The 20,598-nt window shown below is 63.5% G+C and carries 18 protein-coding genes; 11 read left to right on the top strand and 7 right to left on the bottom strand.

All coding sequences use genetic code 11. The annotated features are described in order from the left end of the window. Nucleotides 1–79: 79 nt before the first annotated feature. Nucleotides 80–796 carry an SIMPL domain-containing protein gene (locus ABE456_RS16445; RefSeq protein WP_346644859.1) on the bottom strand — a complete coding sequence of 239 codons (717 nt, stop codon included), beginning with the start codon at nucleotides 794–796 and terminating at the stop codon, nucleotides 80–82. A gap of 201 nt (nucleotides 797–997) precedes the next feature. Between ABE456_RS16445 and ABE456_RS16450 the strand changes: the two genes are divergently transcribed. The 4 genes from ABE456_RS16450 (at nucleotide 998) to ABE456_RS16465 (ending at nucleotide 5,388) form a co-directional block, all read left to right on the top strand. Continuing rightward, a complete protein-coding gene (locus ABE456_RS16450; protein WP_346644860.1) occupies nucleotides 998–2,254 on the top strand; it encodes an ATP-binding protein in 1,257 nt (418 codons plus the stop codon). After that, nucleotides 2,254–2,814: a response regulator gene (locus tag ABE456_RS16455; protein WP_003255244.1), complete on the top strand. Its 561-nt coding sequence runs from the start codon at nucleotides 2,254–2,256 to the stop codon at nucleotides 2,812–2,814. Before ABE456_RS16450 ends, ABE456_RS16455 begins: the two co-directional genes overlap by 1 nt. 217 nt (nucleotides 2,815–3,031) lie before the next feature. Then, nucleotides 3,032–3,973 (top strand): AEC family transporter, encoded by a 942-nt coding sequence (locus ABE456_RS16460; protein ID WP_346644861.1) that lies wholly within the window; start codon nucleotides 3,032–3,034, stop codon nucleotides 3,971–3,973. 56 nt (nucleotides 3,974–4,029) lie between these two features. Then, nucleotides 4,030–5,388 carry an amino acid permease gene (locus ABE456_RS16465; RefSeq protein ID WP_346644862.1) on the top strand — a complete coding sequence of 453 codons (1,359 nt, stop codon included), beginning with the start codon at nucleotides 4,030–4,032 and terminating at the stop codon, nucleotides 5,386–5,388. Between the two features lie 122 nt (nucleotides 5,389–5,510). On the opposite strand, the gene ABE456_RS16470 is transcribed toward ABE456_RS16465, so the two are convergent. From ABE456_RS16470 to gatC, 6 genes are all read right to left on the bottom strand, one after another. After that, nucleotides 5,511–5,882, bottom strand: a complete 372-nt coding sequence (locus ABE456_RS16470) for a carboxymuconolactone decarboxylase family protein (RefSeq protein WP_346644863.1) — start codon at nucleotides 5,880–5,882, stop codon at nucleotides 5,511–5,513. Between the two features lie 10 nt (nucleotides 5,883–5,892). Next, nucleotides 5,893–6,936, bottom strand: coding sequence for a calcium/sodium antiporter (locus ABE456_RS16475; protein ID WP_346644898.1), 1,044 nt, complete (start codon nucleotides 6,934–6,936; stop codon nucleotides 5,893–5,895). A 60-nt stretch (nucleotides 6,937–6,996) separates the two neighbouring features. Beyond that, entirely contained in the window at nucleotides 6,997–7,371 is a 375-nt protein-coding gene (locus ABE456_RS16480; RefSeq protein ID WP_063426377.1) for a septal ring lytic transglycosylase RlpA family protein, read from the bottom strand. Nucleotides 7,372–7,498: 127 nt separating this feature from the next. Then, complete coding sequence (gene gatB, locus ABE456_RS16485; protein ID WP_016713158.1) at nucleotides 7,499–8,944, bottom strand: Asp-tRNA(Asn)/Glu-tRNA(Gln) amidotransferase subunit GatB; 1,446 nt, start codon at nucleotides 8,942–8,944, stop codon at nucleotides 7,499–7,501. Between the two features lie 11 nt (nucleotides 8,945–8,955). After that, complete coding sequence (gene gatA, locus ABE456_RS16490) at nucleotides 8,956–10,407, bottom strand: Asp-tRNA(Asn)/Glu-tRNA(Gln) amidotransferase subunit GatA (protein ID WP_346644864.1); 1,452 nt, start codon at nucleotides 10,405–10,407, stop codon at nucleotides 8,956–8,958. A 15-nt stretch (nucleotides 10,408–10,422) separates the two neighbouring features. Beyond that, nucleotides 10,423–10,710 (bottom strand): Asp-tRNA(Asn)/Glu-tRNA(Gln) amidotransferase subunit GatC, encoded by a 288-nt coding sequence (gene gatC / locus ABE456_RS16495; protein WP_003255165.1) that lies wholly within the window; start codon nucleotides 10,708–10,710, stop codon nucleotides 10,423–10,425. A gap of 205 nt (nucleotides 10,711–10,915) precedes the next feature. On the opposite strand from gatC, the gene mreB reads away from it, so the two are divergent. From mreB to ABE456_RS16530, 7 genes are all read left to right on the top strand, one after another. Next, nucleotides 10,916–11,953, top strand: coding sequence for a rod shape-determining protein MreB (gene mreB / locus ABE456_RS16500; protein ID WP_003255163.1), 1,038 nt, complete (start codon nucleotides 10,916–10,918; stop codon nucleotides 11,951–11,953). A gap of 166 nt (nucleotides 11,954–12,119) precedes the next feature. Next, entirely contained in the window at nucleotides 12,120–13,175 is a 1,056-nt protein-coding gene (gene mreC, locus ABE456_RS16505) for a rod shape-determining protein MreC (RefSeq protein ID WP_346644899.1), read from the top strand. Further along, the gene (gene mreD, locus ABE456_RS16510) at nucleotides 13,175–13,663 is read left to right on the top strand and encodes a rod shape-determining protein MreD (protein ID WP_346644865.1); all 489 of its coding nucleotides are present in this window, start codon (nucleotides 13,175–13,177) and stop codon (nucleotides 13,661–13,663) included. The genes mreC and mreD overlap by 1 nt, the downstream gene beginning before the upstream one ends. A gap of 33 nt (nucleotides 13,664–13,696) precedes the next feature. Next, a complete protein-coding gene (locus ABE456_RS16515; protein WP_346644866.1) occupies nucleotides 13,697–14,308 on the top strand; it encodes a Maf family protein in 612 nt (203 codons plus the stop codon). Nucleotides 14,309–14,362: 54 nt separating this feature from the next. Further along, entirely contained in the window at nucleotides 14,363–15,820 is a 1,458-nt protein-coding gene (gene rng / locus ABE456_RS16520) for a ribonuclease G (protein ID WP_346644867.1), read from the top strand. Between the two features lie 82 nt (nucleotides 15,821–15,902). Further along, nucleotides 15,903–19,736, top strand: a complete 3,834-nt coding sequence (locus ABE456_RS16525) for a YhdP family protein (RefSeq protein ID WP_346644868.1) — start codon at nucleotides 15,903–15,905, stop codon at nucleotides 19,734–19,736. Nucleotides 19,737–19,744: 8 nt separating this feature from the next. Further along, nucleotides 19,745–20,596, top strand: a complete 852-nt coding sequence (locus ABE456_RS16530) for a carbon-nitrogen hydrolase family protein (protein WP_346644869.1) — start codon at nucleotides 19,745–19,747, stop codon at nucleotides 20,594–20,596. Nucleotides 20,597–20,598 lie beyond the last annotated feature (2 nt).

The raw sequence follows: 20,598 nt of genomic DNA on the forward strand, positions 1-20,598 counted from the left end.
ATCAGGTACAGCTGAAATCCCGGGGCTGCTTTGCAACCCATCGCGACACAAGGCCGCTCCTACAGGTGTTTCGTGGTTTTTACGGCATCTGCACTTCGATCAAGCCATCAGCATTCATGCTCACTTCACTGGTACCCGCCTCGATATCCGGCGCCGGCGCCGCTTCATCCGCGCCCATGGCCTTCATCGCCATCGGTGCGCTACGCAGGTACGGGCGCGGATAACCGCTGCTGTTCAGGTTCAGGCTGACCACTTTGTAGCCCTTGCCACCCAGCGCCTCGGTGGCCAGTTGTGCGCGCGCCTTGAAGGCATCGACCGCATCCTTGAGCAGTGCGTCCTCGCTGGCCTTGCGCGTGGCCGGGGCGATGGAGAAGTCCATGCCACCCATTTTCAGCTCTTGCAGCAGGTCGGCGGTGAGCTGCGACAGGGCGGGGAAGTTGGCGCTTTCCAGGCGCAGCTCGGCGCGCTCGCGCCAGCCGGTGATCTTCTGGCCCTTGCTGTCATACACCGGGTAGCTGTTGCGGCTGCCTTGGCTGATCTTCACGTCCTTGACCTGGCGCGACTGCTGCACGGCCTTGTTCATGGTTTCGGTGATCTGCTTGGCGAGCTTGCCCGGGTCGGTGTTCTGCGCTTCGCTGTACAGGGTCACGACCATCAGGTCGCGCGCCACTTCCTTGCTGACTTCGGCACGCAGCGATACCTGGTTGTAGCGCGGTTCATCAGCAGCCAGTGCTGGCAGGCTGGCGAGCAGGCCGCAGGACATGATCAGGGCGGCGCCGCGACGTGGGATGTGCATGTGGTACTCCTTGGCAATAAAAGGCGTGGCTCTGGTCATCCATGCCACGCATGGCCCATCAGACCGGCAACAGTGTAGTGGGTTCAAAAGTGCCATCATGACTGTGTGACAAAGTGTGGCGCTTTGCCGCATCGCTGCAGCAGGGCGCCCGGCTTCGGTATACTCCAGCCGATTTTTCTGGAGCACTCATCAGGAGAGCTCATGCTCGCCGCCGTACAACCGCTGTCCGCTACCCGCCAGAACCTCTGGCGCCTGACCGTCATTCGGGTCCTGGTCCTGGCTGCCCAGGCCGGCTCCGTGGGCGTTGCCTACTGGACCGAACTGCTGCCGCTGCCCTGGCTTTCGCTGGCCGGCACCTTGGCCTTGTCCTCGCTGCTGTGCGCCTTCACGGCCCTGCGCCTGCGCCTGTTGTTGCCGGTTACCGAGATGGAGTACGCCCTGCAGCTGGCCTGTGACCTGCTGATCCACAGTGCCTTGCTGTATTACTCCGGTGGTTCGACCAACCCGTTCGTGTCGTATTACCTGGTGCCGCTGGCGATTGCCGCAGTCACCTTGCCGTGGCTGTATTCGTTGATCCTTTCCGGCATTGCCCTGACCGCCTACAGCCTGCTGCTGGTGCAGTTCTACCCGCTGGAAGGGCTACCGATGGCGCGGGACAAGATGCAGGTCTACGGCATGTGGCTGAGCATTGCCTTGGCCGCGGCGGTGATCACCTTCTTTGCCGCGCGCATGGCCGAAGAGCTGCGCCGCCAGGAACAGTTGCGTTCCGAGCGGCGTGAAGAAAGCCTGCGCGACGAGCAGCTGCTGGCCGTGGCCACCCAGGCTGCGGGTGCCGCCCATGAACTGGGCACGCCATTGGCAACCATGAGCGTGCTGATCAACGAAATGCGCCAAGACCACACCGACCCCCTGTTGCAGGAAGACCTGCAGATCCTTCAGGATCAGGTGAAACTGTGCAAAGAGACCCTGCAACAGCTGGTGCGCGCTGCCGAGGCCAACCGCCGTCTGGCCGTGGTTGAGCAGGACGTGACGGCCTGGCTGGACGAAGCGCTGAACCGCTGGCACCTGATGCGCCCGGAAGCCAGCTACCGCTTCCAGCGACTGCGCGATGGCCAGGTGCCGCGCCTGATCCCGCCGCCGGACCTGACCCAGGCGCTGCTGAACCTGTTGAACAATGCTGCCGATGCCTGCCCCGATGACCTGGAAGTACGCCTGGACTGGGATAGCCAGGACATCGTCATCAGCATCCGTGACCATGGCCCCGGCGTGCCGCCGGCCATCGCCGAAGCCATCGGCAAACCCTTCATTACCACCAAAGGCAAAGGCTTCGGCCTGGGCCTGTTCTTGAGCAAGGCCAGCGTGACCCGTGCGGGCGGTTCGGTGAAACTCTATAGTCATGAACAGGGTGGCACCCTGACCGAACTGCGCCTGCCCTATGGCAAGCGAGGAGATGAATGATGAGCGAAGAAAACCAGGTCGAAAGCGAAGAGCTGCCGCACCTGCTGCTGGTGGATGACGATGCCACCTTCACCCGCGTCATGGCCCGTGCCATGAGCCGTCGCGGTTTCCGCGTGAGCACTGCCAGTTCGGCCGAAGAAGGCCTGATCCTGGCCCAGCAGGACCTGCCGGACTACGCCACGCTGGACCTGAAGATGGACGGCGACTCCGGCCTGGTGCTGTTGCCCAAGCTGCTGGAGCTGGACCCGGAAATGCGCGTGGTGATCCTGACCGGCTACTCGAGCATTGCCACTGCGGTGGAGGCGGTCAAGCGCGGTGCCTGCAATTACCTGTGCAAACCGGCCGATGCTGACGATGTGCTGGCGGCGCTGCTGTCGGAGCACACCGACCTGGATACCCTGGTGCCGGAAAACCCGATGTCGGTCGACCGCCTGCAGTGGGAGCATATCCAGCGCGTGCTGAACGAGCACGAGGGCAACATCTCGGCCACCGCCCGGGCGCTGGGCATGCACCGCCGGACCTTGCAGCGCAAACTGCAGAAGCGGCCAGTTCGCCGCTGAATCTTTACTGTCAGTGCCGGCCCTTTCGCGGGTAAACCCGCTCCCACAGGTACTGCACAGGTCATGAGCCTTGTGAAGGTCCTGTGGGAGCGGGTTCACCCGCGAAGAGGGCGGTACAGACAGAAAATTCTCTATGGCACCCCGCGATCCCCGCAAATCCCGGCCGTTGGCGTATCATTAGCCGCCTAACGGCAACCCCCTCCAGGATCGCTTGCGCATGCTCGCCCTTCTTATCCAGACGCTGAACATCACGGCACCGGTCTTCGCCATGCTGTTCATGGGCGTGCTGCTCAAACGCATCCACCTGATCGACGACAATTTCAATCGCGTCGCCTCGCAGCTGGTGTTCAACGTCTGTATGCCAGCACTGCTGTTCCTCGGCATCTACCACGCCGACCTTGCTTCAGCGGTCAAGCCTGGGGTCATCCTGTACTTCATCGTCGCCACCCTGGTCGGCTTCGCCATTGCCTGGGGCATGGCTGTCTGGCGCAGCCCGCTGGCGGACCGGGGCATCTATACCCAGGGCGCGTTTCGCGGCAACAACGGCGTAATCGGCCTGGCCTTGGCCGCCAGCCTGTATGGAGACTACGGTATATCCTTGGGCGCGGTGCTCGCCGGCCTGGTCATCCTCATGTACAACTCGCTGTCGGCGGTGGTGCTGGCGGTGTACAGCCCAGACCTGAAGTCCGACCCGTGGAGCATTTGCAAGAGCATCTTCAGCAACCCGCTGATCATCAGCGTGCTGGTGGCCACCCCGATGGCCTACGGCCAGGTGCCGCTGCCCAACTGGTTGCTGACCTCGGGTGACTACCTGGCGCAGATGACCTTGCCGCTGGCGCTGATCTGCATTGGCGGCACCCTGTCGCTGGCGGCCCTGCGCGACAGCGGCAGGCTGGCCTTCGATGTCAGCCTGGTGAAAATGGTCTGGCTGCCACTGCTGGGTACCCTGGGTGCCTGGTTGTGCGGTTTTCGCGGTGCGGAGCTGGGTATCCTGTTCCTGTACATTGGCAGCCCTACTGCAGCGGCCAGCTACGTGATGGCGCGGGCGGCCAACGGCAACCATGAGCTGGCAGCGTCGATCATCGTGATTACCACGCTAATGGCGGCGATCACCACCAATATTGGTATTTTCATCTTGCAGTGGGGCGGATGGATCTAGATCCTTGACTGCAAATAACAGCAACAACACTGCCTCACTGAGCTAAAGGACACTTCATGCAAGACCAGAGCACGCCCGAGCGGTTACAGCGCGGGCTGAAGAATCGCCATATCCAGCTGATTGCGCTGGGCGGGGCTATCGGTACCGGGTTGTTCCTGGGCATCGCCCAGACCATTCAGCTGGCCGGCCCCTCCGTCCTGCTGGGGTATGCCATTGCTGGCCTGATGGCCTTCCTGATCATGCGCCAGCTGGGTGAAATGGTAGTGGAGGAGCCGGTCGCCGGCAGCTTCAGCCACTTCGCCCACCAGTACTGGAGCGAGTTCGCCGGCTTTGTGTCGGGCTGGAACTACTGGGTGGTATACGTCCTGGTAGGCATGGCCGAGCTGACGGCGGTAGGTATTTACGTGCAGTACTGGTGGCCGGATTTCCCTACCTGGGCCACGGCGGCGATCTTCTTCGTGGTGATCAACCTGATCAACCTGACCCAGGTAAAGGTCTACGGCGAGATGGAGTTCTGGTTCGCCCTGGTCAAGGTGGTGGCCATTGTCAGCATGATCGGTTTCGGCGCCTGGTTGCTGAGCAGCGGTCATGGTGGCCCGGATGCCAGCGTGGCCAACCTGTGGCAGTACGGTGGCTTCTTCCCTAACGGCGTTACCGGTCTGGTGATGGCCCTGGCAGTGATCATGTTCTCGTTCGGTGGCCTGGAGCTGGTGGGCATCACTGCCGCCGAGGCCGACAACCCGCGCCAGAGCATCCCCAAGGCCACCAACCAGGTGGTGTACCGCATCCTGATCTTCTACATCGGTGCCCTGGCGGTGCTGCTGTCGCTGTACCCATGGCAGAAAGTGGTGCAGGGCGGCAGCCCGTTCGTGATGATCTTCCACGAACTGGACAGTGATCTTGTGGCGACCATCCTCAACATCGTGGTGCTGACCGCCGCGCTGTCGGTGTACAACAGTTGCGTGTACGCCAACAGCCGCATGTTGTTCGGTCTGGCCAGCCAGGGCGACGCGCCACGCCAGTTGCTGAAAGTGAGCCGCAGCGGTGTGCCACTGACCGCGCTGGGTGTGTCGGCCTTCGCGACCGGCCTGTGTGTGCTGATCAACTACCTGATGCCGGGTGAAGCCTTTGGCTTGCTGATGGCGTTGGCGGTATCGGCGCTGGTGATCAACTGGGCGAGCATCAGCATTACCCACCTGAAGTTCCGCAAGGCCAAGCTGGCAGCCGGCATTACCCCGTTCTACAAGAGCTTGGGGCACCCGCTGACCAACTACCTGTGCCTGGCGTTCATCGTGCTGATCCTGGTGGTGATGTACCTGACCCCGCCGATTCGCATTTCGGTGATGCTGATTCCGGCGTGGATTGCCGTGCTGTGGGTGGCCTTCAAGCTGAAGAAGGCGCGCCAGGCCAAATAGACAAGGCAGGCCCGGCCTCTTCGCGGGTCAACCCGCTCCCACAGGGATCCCCACAGGATTTGATAGCTGTGGAGGTCCCTTGTGGGAGCGGGTTTACCCGCGAAGAGGCCGGTACAGGCAACCTATTGGTAACTGTCGATCACTTCCTGCGCCGCACGGAAGGCATCAATCGCCGCCGGCACCCCTGCATACACCGCGCAATGCAGTAGCGCCTCGCGAATTTCCTCCACCGTGCAGCCATTGTTCAGCGCACCGCGCACATGGCCCTTGAGTTCCTGCGGGCACTTCAGTGCCGTCAGCGTGGCCAGGGTAATCAGGCTGCGAGTCTTCAGTGGCAGCCCGTCGCGGGCCCATACGCTGCCCCAGGCATGCTCGTTGACAAAGTCCTGCAGCGGCTGGGTAAAGTCGGTGGCATTACCCAGCGCACGGTCGACGAACGCATCGCCCATTACCTGGCGGCGAATCTGTTCGCCGGTCTTGTTGTTATCAGCCATGTCGGTTTCCTTAATGTTGGCGGCGCCAGGCGCGCACGGTGGTGTACAACAACACCGCTGCGAGTACCGGCAGCACATAGAACAGCATCAATTGTTCCAGGCGGCCGGCGAGTGGCAGGCCCATGGTAAAGGCTGCCACATGCAGGCCGTAGGCAAGGTACAGGCAAAGGAATACCAGGCCCTCGGCGCGGGTGATGCGGTACCCGGAATAGAACACCGGCAGGCTCAGAACGGCAACGCCGAGCATCACTGGCAGGTCGAAAGACAGTGCATTGGGTGATATCGACAGCGGCTCGGGGGTAACCAGTGCAGTCAGGCCGAGCACGGCCAGCAGGTTGAACAGGTTGCTGCCGATCACCGTGCCCACGGCGATTTCCCGTTCGCCACGCAGGGCGGCGATCAAGGCGGCGGCCAGTTCCGGCAGCGAGGTGCAGATGGCAACGACCGTAAGGCCGATGATGCGTTCGGACAAGCCCAGGTCGGTGGCCACTTCGATGGCGGCTTCCAGCAGCAAATGGCCCGCCAGGCTCAGTAGGCCAAGGCCGAGCACCACCTGCAGCAACGTGCCCGACCAGAAACGCCCACCACTGGCCCTGGCAGCATCCGGGGCAGGGTAGGTACGTGCGTAGTGGCGGGACTGGTGCCAGAGCATTGCCAGGTAAGCAGCAAGGCCCAGCAACAGCAGGCCCCCTTCGACTCGACCCAGATGGCCGTTGGCGGACAGTGCATAAACCAGCCCGCTGGCGACGATCATCAGCGGTATGTCCAGGCGCACCAGTTGCCGTGACACCCGCAGCGGGATTATCAGTGCGGCCAGGCCGAGAATGACCAGTACGTTGAAGATGTTGCTACCGATCACGCTGCCTACCGCCACGTCCGGCGCGCCCTGGTAGGCGGCCTGCAGGCTTACGGTCAGTTGTGGCGCGGTGCTGCCGAAGGCCACCAGGCTCAGGCCGATGATCAGCGGGCGAACATGAAGGCGCTGCGCCAGGCGCAAGGCTGCGCGCACCAGCAGTTCGGCGCCGCCGACCAGCAACAGCAGGGCGATGCCCAGTTGCAGCAGGCTAAAGGTGGGAAGGGTGGCCAGGTCGAAAATGGTCGGACTCCTGTCGCGTCAGTCGCTAAGCCCTTGTACTCGCACGCGCGCTGTTCCGCTACGGAGCATGCCGATTTTTTCTGCGGCGGCGCGTGACAGGTCGATCAGGCGGCCGCGGGTGTGTGGGCCACGGTCGTTGATACGGACCACGACGCTGCGTTGGTTGGCCGTGTTGGTGACCAGCACGCGGGTGCCGAAGGGCAGGCTGCGGTGGGCGGCGGTAAGGCCGTGCTGGTTGAACGGTTCGCCGCTGGCGGTGCGTTTGCCGTGGTGGCGTGAGCCGTAATAGGAAGCGGTGCCCGTCTGGTCGTAGCCGCGCGGGTCGATGTCGTGGCTGGCGCAGCCGGCCAGGAAGGAAAACAGGGCGAGGGTGCCGAGAGATCGTTTTAGCAAGTCAGGTGCTCTCCAGTGTGGCCATTCGCGGCTAAAGCCGCTCCTACAGGTACAGCGCTGTACCTGTGGGAGCGGGCATGCCCGCGAACGAGGGCGAAGCCCTCGCAGGACTACAGGGGTAAAACAATCACCCTTCGAGCTTGGCCTTGAGCAATTGGTTCACTTGCCCAGGGTTGGCCTTACCTTTGGAAGCTTTCATCGCCTGGCCGACGAAGAAGCCGAACATCTTGCCGCGCTTGGCTTCGTCGGCCGCGCGGTATTGTTCGACCTGCTCGGCGTTGGCGGCCAGCATTTCGTCGAGCATCTTGTCGATCGCACCGGTGTCGGTGACCTGCTTCAGGCCTTTGCTCTCGATGATGCTGTCGGCATCGCCTTCACCGGCAGCCATGGCCTCGAACACGGTCTTGGCGATCTTGCCGCTGATGGTGTTGTCGCGAATGCGCAGCAGCATGCCACCCAGTTGCGCGGCGCTGACCGGTGCCTGGTCGATCTCGACGCCCAGCTTGTTCAGCAGGCTGCCCAGTTCGACCATGACCCAGTTGGCGGCCAGCTTGGCGTCACCACCGATCTTCACCACTTCTTCGAAGTAGTCGGCCTGTTCGCGGCTGGAAGCCAGTACGTTGGCGTCGTAGGCCGACAGGCCATACTGGCTCTGGAAGCGTTCGACCTTTTGCGGTGGCAGCTCCGGCAGGCCGGCGCGCACGGTTTCGAGGAAGCTGTCCTCGATCACCACTGGCAGCAGGTCTGGGTCGGGGAAGTAACGGTAGTCGTTGGCTTCCTCCTTGCTACGCATGGAGCGGGTTTCGTCCTTGTTCGGGTCGTACAGGCGGGTTTCCTGCACCACCTTGCCGCCGTCTTCGATCAGGTCGATCTGGCGCTGGATTTCGCTGTTGATCGCACGCTCGATGAAGCGGAACGAGTTGACGTTCTTGATCTCGCAGCGGGTGCCGAACTCGGCCTGGCCTTTCGGGCGGATCGACACGTTGCAGTCGCAACGCAGCGAGCCTTCGGCCATGTTGCCGTCGCAGATGCCCAGGTAACGCACCAGTGCGTGGATCGCCTTGACGTAGGCCACCGCCTCTTTGGCGCTGCGCATGTCAGGCTCGGAGACGATTTCCAGCAGCGGAGTGCCGGCACGGTTCAGGTCGATGCCGGTGGAGCCGCTGAAGTCTTCGTGCAGGCTTTTGCCGGCGTCTTCTTCCAGGTGCGCGCGGGTTACCCCGATACGCTTGATGGTGCCGTCTTCCAGGGCGATGTCCAGGTGGCCTTTGCCGACGATCGGCAGGTCCATCTGGCTGATCTGGTAGCCCTTGGGCAGGTCCGGGTAGAAGTAGTTCTTGCGCGCGAACACGTTGCGCTTGCCGATCTCGGCATCGATGGCCAGGCCGAACATGCACGCCATGCGCACGGCTTCCTGGTTCAGCACCGGCAGTACGCCGGGCATGCCCAGGTCAACCAGGCTGGCCTGGGTGTTCGGCTCGGAGCCAAAGGTGGTGGCGCTGCCGGAGAAGATCTTCGACTGGGTGGCGAGCTGAGTGTGGATTTCCAGCCCGATCACAACTTCCCATTGCATGTGTGAGTTCCTCAGAAGCCGTTGGGGGCGCGGGTGTGCCAGTCGGTCACTTGCTGGTAGCGGTGCGCGACGTTGAGCAGGCGGCCTTCCTGGAAGTATGGCGCCAGCAGTTGCACACCGACCGGCAGGCCATCGACGAAGCCCGCTGGCATCGACAGGCCCGGCAGGCCCGCCAGGTTGGCGGTGATGGTATAGACGTCTTCCAGGTAGGCGGCGACCGGGTCGCTGCTCTTGGCGCCGAGCTTCCAGGCCGGGTTCGGCGTGGTTGGGCCAAGGATCAGGTCGACGTCGTTGAAGGCGGCCATGAAGTCGTTCTTGATCAGGCGGCGGATCTGCTGCGCCTTCACATAGTAGGCGTCGTAGTAGCCGGCCGACAGGGCGTAGGTGCCGACCATGATGCGGCGCTGCACTTCAACGCCGAAGCCTTCGCCGCGGGAACGCTTGTACAGGTCGGTGAGGTCTTTCGGCTCTTTGCAGCGGTAGCCGAAGCGCACGCCGTCGAAACGCGACAGGTTGGAGGAGGCTTCAGCCGGGGCGATCACGTAGTAGGCCGGAATGGCGTGCTGCATGTTCGGCAGGCTGATTTCCTTGACCACGGCGCCAAGCTTTTCCAGCTCCTTGACGCTGGCCTGGACCAGCTCGGCGATGCGTGGGTCGAGGCCGGCACCGAAGTACTCTTTCGGCAGGCCGATGCGCAGGCCCTGCAGCGAGGCATTGAGGTTGGCGCTGTAGTCCGGCACCGGCTCTTCGATGCTGGTGGAGTCCTTGGCGTCGAAACCGGCCATGCCTTGCAGCAGCAGGGCGCAGTCCTCGGCGGTGCGGGCCAGCGGGCCGCCCTGGTCGAGGCTGGAGGCGTAGGCGATCATGCCCCAGCGCGAAACACGACCGTACGTCGGTTTCAGGCCGGTGAGGTTGGTCAGTGCCGCCGGCTGGCGGATCGAGCCACCGGTGTCGGTGCCGGTGGTGGCCGGCAACAGGCGCGCGGCCACTGCGGCAGCCGAACCGCCCGACGAGCCGCCCGGGACGTGCTCGAGGTTCCAGGGGTTCTTCACCGCGCCGTAGTGGCTGGATTCGTTGGCCGAACCCATGGCGAATTCGTCCATGTTGGTCTTGCCCAGGGTGACCATGCCGGCTGCGGCCAGCTTGGCGACCACGGTGGCATCATAGGGTGCCTTGAAGTTGTCGAGCATCTTCGAGCCGCAGCTGGTGCGTACGCCGTTGGTGCAGAACAGGTCCTTGTGGGCGATCGGCGCACCCAGCAGCGCGCCGGTTTCGCCAGCGGCGCGACGGGCGTCGGCGGCACGCGCCTGGCCCAGGGCCAGGTCTTCGGTGACGCTGATGAAGCTGTTGATTTGCGGGTCGAGCTGCTTGATGCGCGCCAGCAGGGCGCCGGTCAGCTCTTCGGAGGAAAACGACTTGTCGGCGAGTCCGCGGGCGATCTCGGCCAGGGTCAATTGATGCATGGCAGGTTCTATCCCTTACTCGATGACTTTGGGAACCAGGTACAGACCGCTTTCGGTCGACGGCGCGATGGCCTGGTAGGCGTCGCGCTGGTTGCTTTCGGTGACCTGGTCGGGGCGCAGGCGCTGGCTGGCCTCCAGCGGGTGGGCCAGGGGCTCGATGCCAGTGGTGTCGACCGCTTGCATCTGGTCGACCAGGCCGAGAATGCTGTTCAGGGCATCAGTAATGCGTGGCAGTTCGCCATCATTCAGGCCCAGGCGGGCCAGATGAGCGATCTTTTCCACGTCGCAGCGTTCAAGCGCCATGGGGATCTCCAAGGGAAACAAAGAACGGAATTTGGGTCCGCAGTGAGGAACATGTCAGCTTTCTGGCGGTCTAACGGCCGCGAAATTCTGCTGGCGTGCTCGGAAAAACAGCCAATTTAACATATTGGCTCCTTGCCCAAAATCCCTGCCATTGTTAGAGTTTGCCGCACTTTTTTACCCACGCTTTCCCCAGGGTCACTTTCCCATGTTCAAGAAACTGCGTGGCATGTTTTCCAGCGATCTCTCCATCGACCTGGGTACTGCCAACACCCTTATTTACGTGCGTGAGCGCGGTATCGTCCTGAATGAGCCCTCGGTTGTTGCCATCCGTACCCATGGCAATCAGAAAAGCGTCGTCGCCGTCGGTACCGAAGCCAAACGCATGCTGGGCCGTACGCCTGGCAACATTGCAGCCATTCGTCCGATGAAGGACGGCGTCATCGCCGACTTCAGCGTCTGCGAAAAAATGTTGCAATATTTTATCAACAAAGTTCACGAGAACAGCTTCCTGCAGCCAAGCCCGCGTGTGCTGATCTGCGTGCCGTGCAAGTCGACCCAGGTAGAGCGCCGCGCCATTCGCGAGTCGGCCCTGGGTGCCGGTGCCCGTGAAGTGTTCCTGATCGAAGAACCGATGGCCGCTGCCATTGGTGCCGGCCTGCCGGTCGAAGAAGCCCGTGGTTCGATGGTCGTCGATATCGGTGGTGGTACCACTGAAATCGCACTCATCTCCCTGAACGGCGTGGTCTATGCCGAATCCGTCCGCGTTGGCGGCGACCGCTTCGATGAAGCCATCGTCACCTACGTGCGCCGCAACTACGGCAGCCTGATCGGCGAATCCACCGCCGAGCGCATCAAGCAGGAAATCGGTACTGCCTACCCGGGCGGCGAAGTACGCGAAGTCGACGTGCGTGGCCGCAACCTGGCCGAAGGCGTACCGCGTGCCTTCACCCTGAATTCCAACGAAGTGCTCGAAGCGCTGCAGGAATCCCTGGCCACCATCGTTCAGGCGGTCAAAAGCGCGCTGGAGCAATCGCCGCCAGAGCTGGCTTCGGACATCGCCGAGCGCGGCCTGGTGCTGACCGGCGGTGGCGCGCTGCTGCGTGACCTCGACAAGCTGCTGGCCCAGGAAACCGGCCTGCCGGTAATCGTCGCCGAAGACCCGCTGACCTGTGTCGCCCGTGGCGGCGGTCGCGCTTTGGAGATGATGGACAAGCACGCGATGGACCTGCTCTCCAGCGAGTGATTCCGCTCGCTGTTCACGAGCGCCCGGTTTACAGGTAGTACGCACAGTGCTACCTGTATGCGCTGGGCTGGCGCCTGTTTGTGGCGCTGTATCCGTCAACCCGCAACCAGGCTGGTGCGTTGTCCCATGTCCAATGACCTCCTGAGTCGTCCACGAGGAACGGCCCATTAAACCGCTTTTCTCCAAGGGCCCTTCGCTGGGCGTTCGCCTGCTCGTTCTGGTGGTGATGTCGGTCGCGTTGATGGTTGTCGACGCGCGCTTCGACGTGCTCAAGCCGGTGCGCAGCCAGATGGGCCTGGTGCTCATGGAATCTTACTGGATCACCGACCTGCCGCAGCGTGCGTGGCAAGGTGTGGCCGGCCAGTTCGGCAGCCGCACTGAACTGATTGCCGAAAACGAAAAGCTCAAGACCGAAGCCCTGCTGCTGCAAGGGCGCCTGCAAAAGCTGGCGGCCCTGACCGAGCAGAACGTGCGCCTGCGCGAGTTGCTCAACTCCTCGGCGCTGGTCAACGAAAAGGTTGAAGTGGCCGAGCTGATCGGTGTCGACCCCAACCCGTTCACCCACCGCATCCTGATCAACAAGGGCGAGCGTGACGGTGTGTTCCTCGGCCAGCCGGTACTCGATGCCCGCGGCCTGATGGGCCAGGTGGTCGAGTTGATGCCCTACACCTCGCGGGTGCTGCTGCTGACTGACACCACACACAGCATTCCGGTGCAGGTCAACCGTAACGGCCTGCGCGCCATCGCCAGCGGCACTGGCAACCCGGAGCGTCTGGAGCTGCGCCATGTGGCCGATACCGCCGACATCAAGGAAGGCGACCTGTTGGTCAGTTCCGGCATGGGCCAGCGTTTCCCGGCCGGCTACCCGGTGGCCACGGTCAACGAAGTGATCCACGATTCCGGGCAACCGTTCGCAATCGTTCGCGCCATCCCCACCGCCGCGCTCAACCGCAGCCGCTACATGCTACTGGTGTTCAGCGACCGACGTACCCCGGAGCAGCGCGCCACCGATGCCGCCATTGCCCAGGAAGAGGCCGACCGCAAGGGCACCTCGGCCTCTGGCCTGCCGGCCACTACCGGCGAGCAGGGCGCACCGGCTGTTAGCACACCCGCTGCGCCGGCTACACCAGCGGCCCCGGCAGCACCGGTAGCGCAGCCTGCGGCAGCACCTGTCGTGCCGGCCGCGGCGCCTGCCGCACCCGCTCACCCCCGGAGGCAATGATGGCTGCATCACGCCGCAACAACGGCTGGGTCATCTGGCTGACTTTCGCCATCGGCCTGCTGCTCAGCGTCACGCCCATGCCACAGTTCATGGAAGTGTTCCGGCCCATGTGGCTGGCCTTGCTGGTGTCGTTCTGGACCCTTGCCGTGCCGAACAAAGTCGGCATGACCACGGCGTTCGTGCTGGGCCTGGCCGAGGACGTGCTGTATGGCACCCTGCTGGGGCAGAACGCATTGATCCTCACCCTCATCACCTTCCTGGTGCTATCCCTGCAGCAGCGCCTGCGCATGTTCCCCATGTGGCAGCAAAGCCTGGTGATTCTGGTGATCTTCGGCATCGCCCAGCTGATCCAGCTGTGGCTTAGCGCACTCACCGGCAACCGCCTGCCCACCCTGGCGCTGGTCTGGTCGGCGGTGATCAGTGCCTTGCTCTGGCCATGGATCAGCTTTGCCCTGCGCGACCTGCGCCGACGCTTGCGTATCAACTGACGGCAATGCCGCAACTGACAGGGAGATGTCTGCATGAACCCGCTATACCTGGCCTCCGGCTCGCCCCGTCGTCGTGAACTGCTGACCCAGATCGGCGTGCCGTTCAGCGTCGTCAGCGCCCCCATCGATGAAACCCCGCTGCCCAACGAAAGCGCCCCGGCCTACGTCGAACGCCTGGCCCGGGCCAAGGCTGCCGCCGGCCTGGCCAGTGTCGAAGGGCCCGCTGTTGTGCTGGGCGCAGACACCGCCGTGGTGCTCGATGGTCGTATTCTCGGCAAACCGGAAAACCGCGAAGATGCCCTGGCCATGCTGGCCGACCTGTCAGGCCGCGAGCATCAGGTACTGACTGCTGTCGCCCTCAATGATGGCCAGCATGTGCACAGCCTGTGTGTCACCAGCAAGGTGCGCTTCCGGGCGATCAGCGCCGATGAGGCTCAACGCTACTGGGCCAGCGGCGAGCCGGCTGACAAGGCCGGCGGCTACGCCATCCAGGGCCTGGGCGCGGTGTTTGTCACTGGCCTTTCCGGCAGCTACTCGGCGGTGGTCGGCTTACCCCTCAGTGAAACGGCCGAGCTGCTCGGCCAATTCGGCATCGCCTGCTGGCAATCGCCTGCGCATGCGCCAGAGGTAACAAACCCGCGCTAGCCAGCATTGCATACGCCATCCATCATTATCCAAGACCTTTGACGAGAGCCTGCCATGAGTGAAGAGATCCTGATCAACATCACCCCGATGGAGTCACGCGTGGCGGTGGTGGAAAACGGGGTGCTGCAGGAAGTGCACGTCGAGCGCACTCAGCGCCGGGGCATCGTCGGCAATATCTACAAGGGCAAGGTGGTTCGCGTGCTGCCGGGCATGCAGGCGGCCTTTGTCGACATCGGCCTGGAACGTGCCGCGTTCATCCATGCTTCGGAAATTTCCCAGCGTGAAGGCTCTGCGGTAGAGAACATCACTGCACTGGTGCACGAAGGCCAGGCCTTGGTGGTGCAGGTGACCAAGGACCCGATCGGCACCAAGGGCGCGCGCCTGACCACCCAACTGTCGATCCCCTCGCGCTACCTGGTGTACATGCCGCGTAGCAGCCATGTCGGTATTTCGCTGAAGATCGAGGACGAAGCCGAGCGCGAGCGCCTCAAGCAGGTGGTCAGCGACTGCATGGAAAGCGAGAACATCAAGGATGCTGGCGGTTTCATCCTGCGCACCGCTGCCGAAGGCGCACGCGCAGAGGAGATTCTGCAGGACATCCGCTATCTGCGCCGTCTGTGGGAGCAGATTGGTACCCAGATCAAGACCTGCGGTGCGCCCACGGTCATCTACGAAGACCTGGGCCTGGCCCTGCGTACCCTGCGCGACCTGGTCAACCCGAAGATCGAGAAGATTCGCATCGACTCGCGGGAAACCTTCCAGAAGACCACGCAGTTCGTCGGCGAACTGATGCCGGAAATTGCCGACCGCCTTGAGCACTACCCTGGCGAACGACCAATTTTCGACCTGTATGGCGTCGAAGACGAGATCCAGCGCGCCCTGGAGCGCAAGGTACCGCTGAAGTCCGGTGGCTACCTGGTGGTCGACCCGGCCGAAGCGATGACCACCATCGACGTCAATACCGGGGCTTTTGTCGGCCATCGCAACCTAGAAGAGACCATTTTCAAGACCAACCTCGAGGCCGCTACCGCCATCGCTCGGCAACTGCGCCTGCGCAACATCGGCGGCATCATCATCATCGACTTCATCGACATGGAAGATGAAGAGCACCAGCGCCAGGTGCTGCGCACCCTGGAAAAGCAGCTGGAGCGTGATCACGCCAAGACCAATATCATCGGCATCACCGAACTGGGCCTGGTGCAGATGACCCGCAAGCGTACGCGTGAAAGCCTGGAGCAGGTGCTGTGTGAGCCGTGCCTGGCCTGCCAGGGCCGTGGCAAGCTGAAAACTCCCGAGACCATCTGTTACGAGATTTTCCGCGAGATCCTGCGTGAGGCCAGGGCCTACCAGGCCGAAGGCTACCGTGTGCTGGCCAACCAGAAGGTAGTTGACCGCCTGCTGGATGAAGAGTCAGGCAACGTGGCGGAGCTGGAGACGTTCATCGGTCGAACCATTCGCTTCCAGGTCGAGTCGATGTATTCGCAGGAACAATACGACGTGGTGCTGCTCTGAGGCCTTCTGAAACACGCCGCTGCAGGGTCGGGCTGGCAAAACCTGCGCTACGGGCCATCATGGATAGACGACTTGGAGGGCCATGGCCATGGGACGTCTGACCCGCGTTCTTGTCGCCATGACCCGCTGGGGGCTGGGTATATGCGCCCTGCTGGCGGTATTGGTGGCGCTGTATGTCAGCCTGGGCCGCGAACTGGTGCCACTGGTGGCCGAGTACCGCGCCGATCTGGAAAGCAAGGCCGAGCAGGTGTTGGGCCTGCCCGTGCATGTCGGTGCCCTGGAAGGGCGCTGGAGCGGCCTGGCGCCGGTGCTGCGGGTGCGCGACCTGCAATTGGGCGAGGGCGCCACGGCCCTGCGCCTGGATGACGTCAAAGTTGTCCCCGATGTCTGGGCCAGCCTTACCGCCCGCGAAGTGCGCCTGGCGCGCATTCAGCTGGGCGGCCTGCAACTGATCCTGCGCGAAAACGAGCAGGGTGCGTGGCACCTCGAAGGCCTGCCGAGCAAGGGGGATGCACCGCTTGACCCCGCCGAGCTGCTACAGCGCCTGCGCCAGCTGGGCCGTGTTGACGTGTTTGATAGCCAGGTCACCCTGCACCCTTGGCAACGCGACCCGCTGACCCTGACCTATGTCAGCGCGGGCCTGCAGGCCGGGGCTTCGCGCCAGGCCGTGGACCTGCGAGCGACCCTGCCCGATGGTCAGCCCCTGGCGCTTAACCTGCGCAGCCGTGCGTCGGCCAAGGCCTGGCGCGATGGCCAGGTCGAAGCCTACCTGAGCTTGCCACAAAGTGACTGGTCGCACTGGTTGCCACCCAGCCTGCTGGGGCAGTGGCATGCCGACGCCCTGCGGGCGGGCGGCGAATTCTGGGTCAACTGGGGCGAGGGGCAGTTGCAGCAGGCCGTGGTGCGGCTCAATGCACCTGAGCTGCAGGGTGCCTATGCCGGGCGCAAGGCAGCCAAGCTGAACAACCTGGCCCTTGGCGCCTGGTTCCAGCGTCAGGAGCAAGGCTTTGATGTGGTGGTCGACTCCCTGGCCATGGACATCGGCAAGACTCGCTGGGAGTCGCGCCTGCAGTTGCAGCAGCGCCCAGGTGAGAGCGCAGCTGATGAAAGCTGGCAGGTGCAGGCCGACCGCCTCAACCTTACGCCGTTGACCCCGCTGATCGATGCCCTGGCACCACTACCTGAGAATGTCATGGCCGTGGTCGATGGCCTGAAGGTGACCGGTGCGTTGCGCAATGTGCGCCTGGTGGCCCGCCCCAAGGCCGAGGGAGACCAACGCCTGCAGTTCGAAGCCAACCTGGAGAAGGTCGGCTTCGATGCTTATCACAATGCTCCGGCTGCCGGTAACGTCAGTGGCAGCATCAGCGGAGACCTGGGCCACGGCGAACTGCGCCTGGATACCGACGCGTTCATGCTGCATCTGTACCCGATCTTTGCCAAACCCTGGCACTACCAGAAGGCCAATGCGCGCCTGACCTGGGCATTGGACAAGGACGGTTTCACCCTGATCGCGCCTTACCTCAAGGTGTTGGGCGAGGAGGGCAAGATTGCCGGTGACTTCCTCATTCGCCTGTTGTTCGAGGAGGGCCGCGAGGACTACATGGACCTGCGCGTCGGCCTGACCGAAGGCGATGGCCGCTACACTGCCAAGTACCTGCCCGAGGTGCTCAGCCCGGGCCTCGACGAATGGCTGCGCAGCGCCATTGTCAAAGGCTCGGTGGACGAAGGTTACTTCCAGTACCAGGGCTCGCTGAACCACGGCGCTGCGCCGGAAGCCCGCAGCATCAGCCTGTTCTTCAAGGTGCGTGACGCCGCCCTGGACTTCCAGCCTGGCTGGCCGCAGGTGCAGCACGTGGATGGTGATGTGCTGATCGAGGACAGCGGCGTGCGCATCAAGGCCCAGCGTGGTGTATTGCTCGACACCAAGGTCAGTAATGTTGCTGTCGATATCCCGCATGTCGACGAGGGCCAACACAGCCACCTGTACCTCGATGGCGACTTCGACGGCAGCCTTGGCGATGGCCTGAAGATCCTCAAGGAAGCGCCGATCGGCACGGGCGAAATCTTTGCCGGCTGGGAAGGCGAGGGGCCGCTGAAGGGCAAGGTCAAGCTCGACATTCCGCTGGCCCACGGGCAGCGGCCGAAAGTGCAGGTGGACTTCGCCACCCACGATGCGCGCTTGAAGGTTGCCCCGCCGAGCCTGGAGCTGAGCCGCCTGAAGGGTGACTTCAGCTTCGATTTCGACAAAGGGCTGAGTGGCAAGGGCATCAGCCTGCAGGCCTTTGGCAAGCCAGTGACGGCGCAAATCACCGCCGAAGGCCAGCCCGGGCAGATGCAGACACGTATCAACGCCAATGGCCAGGTGTCGCTCAAGGCGCTGACCGACTGGCTGCAGTTCAAGCAAGCCTTGCCGGTGTCCGGTGACATGCCGTACCAGTTGCAGGTCAGCCTGGGTAGTCGGGATAACCGCCTGAGCGTTAACTCCAGCCTCAAGGGCCTGGCCATCGACCTGCCGGCACCGTTCGGCAAAGCCGCAGCAGATACCCGCGACAGCCGTTTCAGCATGAACCTGCAGGGCCCGGAACGGCGTTTCGATGCCGCGTATAACGACGTTGCCCGCTTTGCCTACGCTGCGCCGGCTGACAAGCTGAACCAGGGCCGTGGTGAGTTGCTGCTTGGCGCAGGTGACGCTCAGCTACCTGCCGGGCAGGGCCTGCGTGTGCGCGGGCGCCTGCAGGCGCTGGACCTGGCATCCTGGCAAGACCAGGCGACACGCCTTGCCGGCAACGACCCGGGCGGTAGTGCGCGGCAGAACCTGCAGAGCGTGGACCTGAGTATCGGCCAGCTGAAAGCCTTTGGCATGGACTTGAACCAGGCCGTGGTCCGCCTGGCCCGTGGCGGCGCGGCGTGGGACTTGCGCCTCGACAGCAAGGAGGTCATCGGCAATGCCCGGGTGCCGGATGCCAAGGGCGCACCCATGGTCGTACGCATGCAAACCCTTCGCCTGCCCGCTGCCAGCCCAGCTGAAAAGCAGGCCGAGGAGCAAGCCAAGGAGGGCCCGGACCCGCTGGCTTCGTTCGACCCACGCAAAGTGCCAGCGCTCGACCTGAGCATCGACAAGCTCTACCGTGGTGATGACCTGTTCGGCAGCGCGTCGATCAAGTTGCGGCCGACCGCGCGTGGCGTTACCGCCAGTGATATCGACCTCGATTTCAAAGGCCTGCGCATTGACGGCGGCGGCGGCTGGGAAGGCGAGCCTGGCAGCACCAGCAGTTGGTACAAAGGGCGCCTGGACGGCAAGAACCTGGCGGATGTGCTCAAGGCCTGGGGCTTTGCCCCGACCGTTACCAGCCGTGACTTCCGCCTGGATGTAGATGGCCGCTGGCCGGGCTCGCCGGCTTCGGTGAGCCTCAAACGCTTCTCCGGCAGCATGGATGCGGCGCTGCGCACCGGCCAGTTCGTCGAGGTAGAGGGCAGCGCCCAGGCGTTGCGGGTGTTTGGCCTGCTCAACTTCAACTCGATTGGCCGGCGCCTGCGCCTGGACTTCTCCGACCTGTTTGACAAGGGCCTGGCCTATGACCGGGTCAAGGGCCTGCTGGTGGCGAGCAGCGGGGTCTACGTGACCCGCGAGCCGATCAGCGTGACCGGCCCGTCGAGCAACTTCGAACTGGACGGCACGCTGGACCTGGTCCGTGACCGTGTCGATGCCAACCTGCAGGTGACCCTGCCGGTGACCAACAACCTGCCTTTGGCGGCGCTGATCGTCGGCGCGCCGGCCGTAGGCGGGGCGCTGTTCCTGGTCGATCGGCTGATCGGTGACCGTGTGTCGCGCTTTGCCAGTGTTCACTACCGTGTCGAAGGCCCGGTGAAAGAGCCTAGAATCACATTTGTGAAACCTTTCGAGAAATCCCGCTAGGAGTGCCCATGAAGGCAGCGGTAATCCAGATGGTCAGCCAGGACAATGTACTGGCCAACCTGCAGCGTGCCGGTGCCCTGTTGCAGCAGGCCGCTTTGGGCGGCGCACGGCTGGCGGTGCTGCCGGAAAACTTCGCCGCCATGGGCCGCAAGGACGCCGCCGCCATCGGCCGTGCCGAAGCCTTGGGCGAAGGGCCGATCCTGCCCTGGTTGAAACGCACCGCCCGCGACCTCAAGTTATGGATTGTCGCCGGTACCTTGCCCTTGCCACCGGTCGGCCAGCCCGAGGCCAAGGCCCATGCCTGCTCGCTGCTGATCGATGAGCACGGCGAGGTGGCAGCACGCTATGACAAGCTGCACCTGTTCGACGTGGACGTTGCCGACAACCGCGGGCGTTACCGTGAGTCGGATGACTACGCCCATGGCGCCCAGGTGGTGGTGGCTGATACGCCGGTTGGGCGGTTGGGCTTGAGCGTTTGTTACGACCTGCGCTTTCCCGAGTTGTACAGCGCGCTGCGTGCTGCCGGCGCGGAACTGATCACCGCACCGGCTGCTTTTACTGCAGTGACCGGGGCGGCACATTGGGAGGTGCTGGTGCGCGCCCGGGCCATCGAAACCCAGTGCTACCTGCTGGCTGCGGCGCAGGGCGGCACCCACCCAGGCCCACGGGAAACCCATGGCCATGCAGCGATCGTCGACCCTTGGGGGCGCATCGTCGCAGAACAGGCGCACGGCGAAGCGGTACTGCTTGCCGAGCGAGACATTGAAGAACAGGCGTCCATCCGGGCGCGCATGCCGGTGGTATCGCACCGGCGCTTTTTCTCGCAGGGCGCATTGCGGCCTGCGCACACCTCGGAGTGACT

It is taken from the genome of Pseudomonas sp. TWI929, assembly GCF_039673335.1.
Taxonomy (GTDB): Bacteria; Pseudomonadota; Gammaproteobacteria; order Pseudomonadales; family Pseudomonadaceae; genus Aquipseudomonas.

Excerpts from the sequence above, each read along its gene's own strand:
- ABE456_RS16470 (WP_346644863.1), bottom strand. The coding sequence starts at position 5,882 with ATGGCTGATAACAACAAGACCGGCGAACAGATTCGCCGCCAGGTAATG.
- gatB (WP_016713158.1), bottom strand. The coding sequence starts at position 8,944 with ATGCAATGGGAAGTTGTGATCGGGCTGGAAATCCACACTCAGCTCGCC.
- ABE456_RS16445 (WP_346644859.1), bottom strand. The coding sequence starts at position 796 with ATGCACATCCCACGTCGCGGCGCCGCCCTGATCATGTCCTGCGGCCTG.
- rng (WP_346644867.1), top strand. The coding sequence starts at position 14,363 with ATGAGTGAAGAGATCCTGATCAACATCACCCCGATGGAGTCACGCGTG.
- ABE456_RS16530 (WP_346644869.1), top strand. The coding sequence starts at position 19,745 with ATGAAGGCAGCGGTAATCCAGATGGTCAGCCAGGACAATGTACTGGCC.
- gatC (WP_003255165.1), bottom strand. The coding sequence starts at position 10,710 with ATGGCGCTTGAACGCTGCGACGTGGAAAAGATCGCTCATCTGGCCCGC.
- mreD (WP_346644865.1), top strand. The coding sequence starts at position 13,175 with ATGGCTGCATCACGCCGCAACAACGGCTGGGTCATCTGGCTGACTTTC.
- gatA (WP_346644864.1), bottom strand. The coding sequence starts at position 10,407 with ATGCATCAATTGACCCTGGCCGAGATCGCCCGCGGACTCGCCGACAAG.
- mreB (WP_003255163.1), top strand. The coding sequence starts at position 10,916 with ATGTTCAAGAAACTGCGTGGCATGTTTTCCAGCGATCTCTCCATCGAC.
- ABE456_RS16465 (WP_346644862.1), top strand. The coding sequence starts at position 4,030 with ATGCAAGACCAGAGCACGCCCGAGCGGTTACAGCGCGGGCTGAAGAAT.
- ABE456_RS16460 (WP_346644861.1), top strand. The coding sequence starts at position 3,032 with ATGCTCGCCCTTCTTATCCAGACGCTGAACATCACGGCACCGGTCTTC.
- ABE456_RS16525 (WP_346644868.1), top strand. The coding sequence starts at position 15,903 with ATGGCCATGGGACGTCTGACCCGCGTTCTTGTCGCCATGACCCGCTGG.
- ABE456_RS16450 (WP_346644860.1), top strand. The coding sequence starts at position 998 with ATGCTCGCCGCCGTACAACCGCTGTCCGCTACCCGCCAGAACCTCTGG.
- ABE456_RS16455 (WP_003255244.1), top strand. The coding sequence starts at position 2,254 with ATGAGCGAAGAAAACCAGGTCGAAAGCGAAGAGCTGCCGCACCTGCTG.
- ABE456_RS16515 (WP_346644866.1), top strand. The coding sequence starts at position 13,697 with ATGAACCCGCTATACCTGGCCTCCGGCTCGCCCCGTCGTCGTGAACTG.